Here is a 4,138-nt window from a genome sequence, read left to right on the forward strand (position 1 = left end):
ACGGCACCGCGACCATCGCGCCGGTGGCGAAAATCGTCGGGCCCGGCAACGCCTATGTCGCGGCCGCCAAGCGGCTGGTGTTCGGCAAGGTCGGCATCGACATGATCGCCGGTCCTTCCGAGGTGCTGGTGATTGCCGACGATACCGGCAATGCCGGCTGGGTCGCCGCCGATCTGCTGGCGCAGGCCGAGCACGACGAGAGCGCGCAGGCGATCCTGATCACTGATTCGGCGCGGCTCGCCGACGAGGTCGCGGCCGCGGTGCAGGCGCAGCTCGCGACGCTGCCGCGGGCAAAGATCGCCGGCTGCTCCTGGGAGGATTTTGGCGCAATCATCCTGGTCGAGGCGCTCGCCGATGCCGTGCCGCTCGCGGACGCGATCGCGGCCGAGCATCTGGAGATCATGACCGCCGATCCGGAAAGTCTTGCCGCGCGCATCCGCAATGCCGGCGCAATCTTCCTGGGCGCGCACACGCCGGAGGCGATCGGCGACTATGTCGGCGGCTCCAACCACGTGCTGCCGACGGCGCGTTCGGCGCGATTCTCCTCGGGGCTTTCCGTGCTCGATTTCATGAAGCGTACCTCGCTGCTCAAATGCGGCCCCGAGCAGCTACGTGCGCTCGGACCTGCGGCGATGGCGCTCGGCAAGGCCGAGGGGCTGGACGCCCATGCGCGCTCGGTCGGCACCCGCCTCAATCTGCCATGAGCAACGCGCCCGCCGAGCAAGACCCGACCAACCGCATCGTCGCGGTGACGCTCGACGAGGAATCGATCGGACGTTCCGGACCGGATATCGAGCACGAGCGGGCGATCGCGATCTACGACCTGATCGAGCAGAACCTGTTCGCACCGGAAGGCGTCGACGGCCAAGGCCCGTTTGCCCTGCACATCGGCATCACCGGTAACCGCCTGATGTTCGACATCCGCCGTGAGGACGGCACGCCGGTGGTTGCGCATTTGCTGTCGCTGACGCCGTTCCGGCGCATCGTCAAGGACTATTTCATGATCTGCGACAGCTATTACCAGGCGATCCGCACCGCCACCCCGGACAAGATCGAGGCCATCGACATGGGCCGTCGCGGCATTCATGACGAGGGCTCGCGCACGCTGCAGGAGCGGCTGAAGGGCAAGGTGCGCGTCGATTTCGAGACCGCGCGGCGGCTGTTCACGCTGATCACCGTGCTGCACTGGAAGGGGTAGCGCATGATCCCGAAAAGTGGGAACCGGTTTTCGGATCAGATCATGCGCCAAACAAGAAGGGCGTAGCCCCTGATGGTTGGGGCACCGCAAGCGGTGCTGTTCGCCTGCGGGCTCAACAGCGTGCGCTCGCCGATGGCGGCGGGCCTGCTGCAGCAGATGTTTCCGCAGGCGATGTATGTCCGCTCCGCGGGAGTGAGAAAGGGCGAGCTCGATCCGTTCGCGGTCGCCGCGACGGCCGAGATGGGCGCGGACATCTCTGCGCACAAGCCGATCACCTTCGAGGAGCTGGAGGACTGGGAGGGGCTGAATTTCGACCTGATCATCACGCTGTCGCCCGAGGCGCACCACAAGGCGCTGGAATTGACGCGTACGCTGGCGGCCGAGGTCGAATACTGGCCGACCCATGACCCGACCGGCACCTCGGGCAATCGCGAGCAGAAGCTCGCCGCCTACCGCGAGGTCTGCGAAATGCTGCTCAGGCGCATCCGCCGGCGCTTCGCCAGGGTGGGCGCGCCGAGCGGGTGACGCCCTGCTTTCGCGGTGAATCAGCGCCTTTCGCGCCTGCCGCTACGGGAGTGTGACAGTCGCCTGACAAGGGCCTGCAAATGTTTGGCTTTTGCGATCGTTCCGACGGGTTGTGAAAGCCGGGGCCTTCCGATACGTTCCGCCGGCGTTTCCATCGTTCGAATCCCCTTCCGCACATCCGCCATGCTTGGCCGCCCCAAATTCGTCCTTGCTTCCGGTTCGCCACGGCGTCTTGCGCTGCTCAACCAGGCCGGCATCGAGCCCGATGCGCTGCGTCCGGCAGATGTCGACGAGACCCCGCGGCGGGGCGAGCTGCCGCGCGCCTGCGCCAATCGGCTGGCGCGCGCCAAGGCCGACGCTGCGGTGAAATCGGTGCAGGTCGACGACGAACTGCGCGGTGCCTTCATCCTCGCGGCCGATACCGTGGTCGCGGTCGGCCGCCGCATCCTGCCCAAGGCCAACCTGGTCGACGAGGCTGCGCAATGCCTGCGGCTGTTGTCCGGCCGCAATCACCGGGTCTACACTGCGATCTGCCTGGTCACGCCGCGCGAGGCCTACCGCCAGCGCCTGGTCGAGACGCGGGTGCGGTTCAAGCGGCTGAGCGAGGAGGACATCGCGGCCTATATCGGTTCCGGCGAATGGCGCGGCAAGGCCGGCGGCTATGCAGTGCAGGGCATCGCCGGCTCCTTCGTGGTCAAGATGGTCGGCTCCTATTCCAACGTCGTGGGCCTGCCGCTCTATGAATCTATCTCGCTGCTCGGCGGCGAGGGCTTTCCGATCCGCTTCGGCTGGCTCAACGCCACCGCCGCGGCGTGAGCGGCGGGTCGGTCGCGACCTCCCTTGTTCCGGCCAGCCGCGGTCCATAGCTATGGGGTCGATGTCCGAGGAATCCGCGAAACAGGCTGTTGCTTCTGCCAAGGTCAGGCGCTGCCCGATTTGTGGCCGCCCGGCCGCCCAGGACGCGCGCCCGTTCTGCTCGCCGCGCTGCCGGGATGTCGATCTCAACCGTTGGCTGTCCAGCTCTTATGTCGTCCCTGGCTCCGAGAACGACGAGGAGGACCCGGGTTAAGTCAGGTCTGCCTATACCTTGCGAACGGCCCCGGCGTGACGGACCTGGCGTGTTCCGGCTCGGCGAAGCAAGGTAGACAGCGCCGTTTCCGCCCACTATAACCCGCCGGCCCGCTGGTCCGTTCACGGACTCCCGCCGCGGCATGCCCAGGTAGCTCAGTTGGTAGAGCATGCGACTGAAAATCGCAGTGTCGGTGGTTCGATTCCGCCCCTGGGCACCATTGGCCTTTCGGCCCAATTCTTTTTTGTCCGCGCCCGTTCGCCGATCAGCACGAACCCTCGTAAAATGAGGCGTTTCCTCATATATTGACGCCCGGTACGGTTCGCGACCGTCCGATGGCATCCGGCGCTTCCGGGTACACTGTGGGTACACTGGAAGGGCCGGGTACACTGGCTGGCCGCCCGATTGCAAGGGAGCTTTCCCGTGGATGAACTGAGCGACACGAAAATCCGTAATGCGACGCCGGCGGACAAGGAATATGCGATTGCAGACGGGCAGGGCCTCAGCGTCGTGGTGCGGCCAAATGGGACCAAGCTGTGGCTCTACCGCTACCGTTTCGGCGGCAAGCGCAAGAATATGTCTTTTGGCACCTTTCCTGGCGTCGGACTCAAGGCCGCGCGCGACAAGCGCCACAACGCGGAAAAGCTCGTTGATCAGGGCCAAGATCCAGTCGCGGTGCGCGAGGCCAAGCGACAGGAAGACGAAAAGCTCAAGCACACCTTCCGTGCAGTCGGGGAAGAATGGGCAACCACGAAGCTCGAAAAAGAGAACAAGGCCAAGTCGACGATCAAGCGGGAACGCTGGAATCTCGTTCAGCTCAATCGTGAGATCGGCGACCGGCCGCTTTGCGAGATCGCTCCGCCGGAATTGCTGACCGCATTCCGGCGTGCGGAGGCCCGTGGACGGTACTACACCGTCGGACGCCTCCGCTCGACCGCCTCGCGAGTCTTCCAATTTGGCGTAGGCGCCTCGTATTGCAACAGCGACCCCACCCGCGACTTGAAGCACGCGCTCACCAAGGCACCCAAGGGCAATCCGCGCCCTGCGCTGACCGATCCCGACGACGTGGGCGACCTGATGCGCCGGATTGAGGTCTACGACGCCAAGAACGGTGGACTGGTGCGCTACGCGCTCAAGCTGATCTCCTTGACTATGGTGCGGCCCGGCGAGTTGCGGCTCGCTGAGTGGAGCGAGTTTGACGAGAAGAACCGCGTATGGCTGATCCCCGCCGAGAAAATGAAGATGCGCGATGATCACGAAGTGCCGCTCTCCCAGCAAGCGCTCGCTATCCTTACCGAGCTGCGGCCGTTGACCGGCCGCGGCCGCTACTTGTTCTCCCATGACGA

At 65.3% G+C, this 4,138-nt stretch carries 6 protein-coding genes and 1 tRNA gene; all 7 read left to right on the forward strand.

Translation table 11 applies throughout. The annotated features are described in order from the left end of the window. The coding region (gene hisD / locus JOY90_RS03645) for a histidinol dehydrogenase (RefSeq protein WP_291689802.1) at positions 1-704 on the forward strand (704 nt) is incomplete at its 5' end. After that, the gene (locus JOY90_RS03650) at positions 701-1,198 is read left to right on the forward strand and encodes a UPF0262 family protein (RefSeq protein ID WP_291689803.1); all 498 of its coding nucleotides are present in this window, start codon (positions 701-703) and stop codon (positions 1,196-1,198) included. The genes hisD and JOY90_RS03650, both read left to right, overlap by 4 nt. 72 nt (positions 1,199-1,270) lie before the next feature. After that, positions 1,271-1,723, forward strand: a complete 453-nt coding sequence (locus JOY90_RS03655) for a low molecular weight phosphatase family protein (RefSeq protein WP_291689804.1) — start codon at positions 1,271-1,273, stop codon at positions 1,721-1,723. A 183-nt stretch (positions 1,724-1,906) separates the two neighbouring features. Then, the gene (locus tag JOY90_RS03660; RefSeq protein WP_291689805.1) at positions 1,907-2,539 is read left to right on the forward strand and encodes a Maf-like protein; all 633 of its coding nucleotides are present in this window, start codon (positions 1,907-1,909) and stop codon (positions 2,537-2,539) included. Positions 2,540-2,600: 61 nt separating this feature from the next. Further along, positions 2,601-2,792 carry a DNA gyrase inhibitor YacG gene (yacG, locus tag JOY90_RS03665; protein WP_291689806.1) on the forward strand — a complete coding sequence of 64 codons (192 nt, stop codon included), beginning with the start codon at positions 2,601-2,603 and terminating at the stop codon, positions 2,790-2,792. 144 nt (positions 2,793-2,936) lie between these two features. Beyond that, positions 2,937-3,012 (forward strand) — tRNA-Phe (locus tag JOY90_RS03670). A gap of 203 nt (positions 3,013-3,215) precedes the next feature. Continuing rightward, on the forward strand, positions 3,216-4,138 hold a 923-nt coding region (locus JOY90_RS03675; protein WP_291689807.1), incomplete at its 3' end, for an integrase arm-type DNA-binding domain-containing protein.

Origin of the sequence: Bradyrhizobium sp. (genome assembly GCF_019242285.1) — a bacterium.
In the GTDB taxonomy this organism is placed as follows: domain Bacteria; phylum Pseudomonadota; class Alphaproteobacteria; order Rhizobiales; family Xanthobacteraceae; genus Bradyrhizobium.

What these genes read in the sequence shown, in the direction of transcription:
- JOY90_RS03655 (WP_291689804.1), top strand. Translation starts at nt 1,271, where the DNA reads ATGGTTGGGGCACCGCAAGCGGTGCTGTTCGCCTGCGGGCTCAACAGC.
- JOY90_RS03650 (WP_291689803.1), top strand. Translation starts at nt 701, where the DNA reads ATGAGCAACGCGCCCGCCGAGCAAGACCCGACCAACCGCATCGTCGCG.
- JOY90_RS03660 (WP_291689805.1), top strand. Translation starts at nt 1,907, where the DNA reads ATGCTTGGCCGCCCCAAATTCGTCCTTGCTTCCGGTTCGCCACGGCGT.
- yacG (WP_291689806.1), top strand. Translation starts at nt 2,601, where the DNA reads ATGTCCGAGGAATCCGCGAAACAGGCTGTTGCTTCTGCCAAGGTCAGG.